The following is a 536-nucleotide window of genomic DNA, read 5'->3' on the forward strand; positions in this document are numbered from 1 at the left end:
TAGGGCAACAGGCTGAAGCCGTCCAGATGGACCTTGAACTCCTTGCCGTTGGCCTTGAAGCCTTTCTTCAGTTCTTCCTTGACGTCGGGATTGCCCGCGGCCTCGACGATGGTCGGCAGCCAGTCGAGATGGCTCACGATCTCGTTGCAGACCGTGCCCGGCTCGATCACGCCCGGCCAGCGCACGAGGCACGGCACACGATACGCGCCTTCCCAGTTCGAGTTCTTCTCGTTGCGGAACGGCGTCATGCCCGCGTCGGGCCACGAGTTCATGTGCGGACCGTTGTCGGTGCTGTACATGACCATCGTGTCCTCGGTGATGCCGAGTTCGTCGAGCAGCGCCAGCATCTCGCCGATGTGTTTGTCGTGCTCCACCATGCAGTCGTGATACTCCGACTGCCAGCGTCCGGCCTGGCCGCGAATGCGGTCCTCGATATGCGTGCGGAAGTGCATGTGCGAGGTGTTGAACCAGAGGAAGAAGGGCTTGTCCTCCTTGTGCGCCTTCTGGATGAACTCCTTCGCGGCGGCGAGGAATTC

At 61.6% G+C, this 536-nt stretch carries 1 protein-coding gene; it reads right to left on the reverse strand.

Annotated features, from left to right (window positions below):
- Nucleotides 1-536 (reverse strand): sulfatase-like hydrolase/transferase (locus tag U4Y88_RS37615; RefSeq protein WP_321790140.1); only part of this gene is annotated, 536 nt, incomplete at both ends.

The organism is Paraburkholderia sp. J94 (genome assembly GCF_905220285.1).
In the GTDB taxonomy this organism is placed as follows: domain Bacteria; phylum Pseudomonadota; class Gammaproteobacteria; order Burkholderiales; family Burkholderiaceae; genus Paraburkholderia; species Paraburkholderia tropica_A.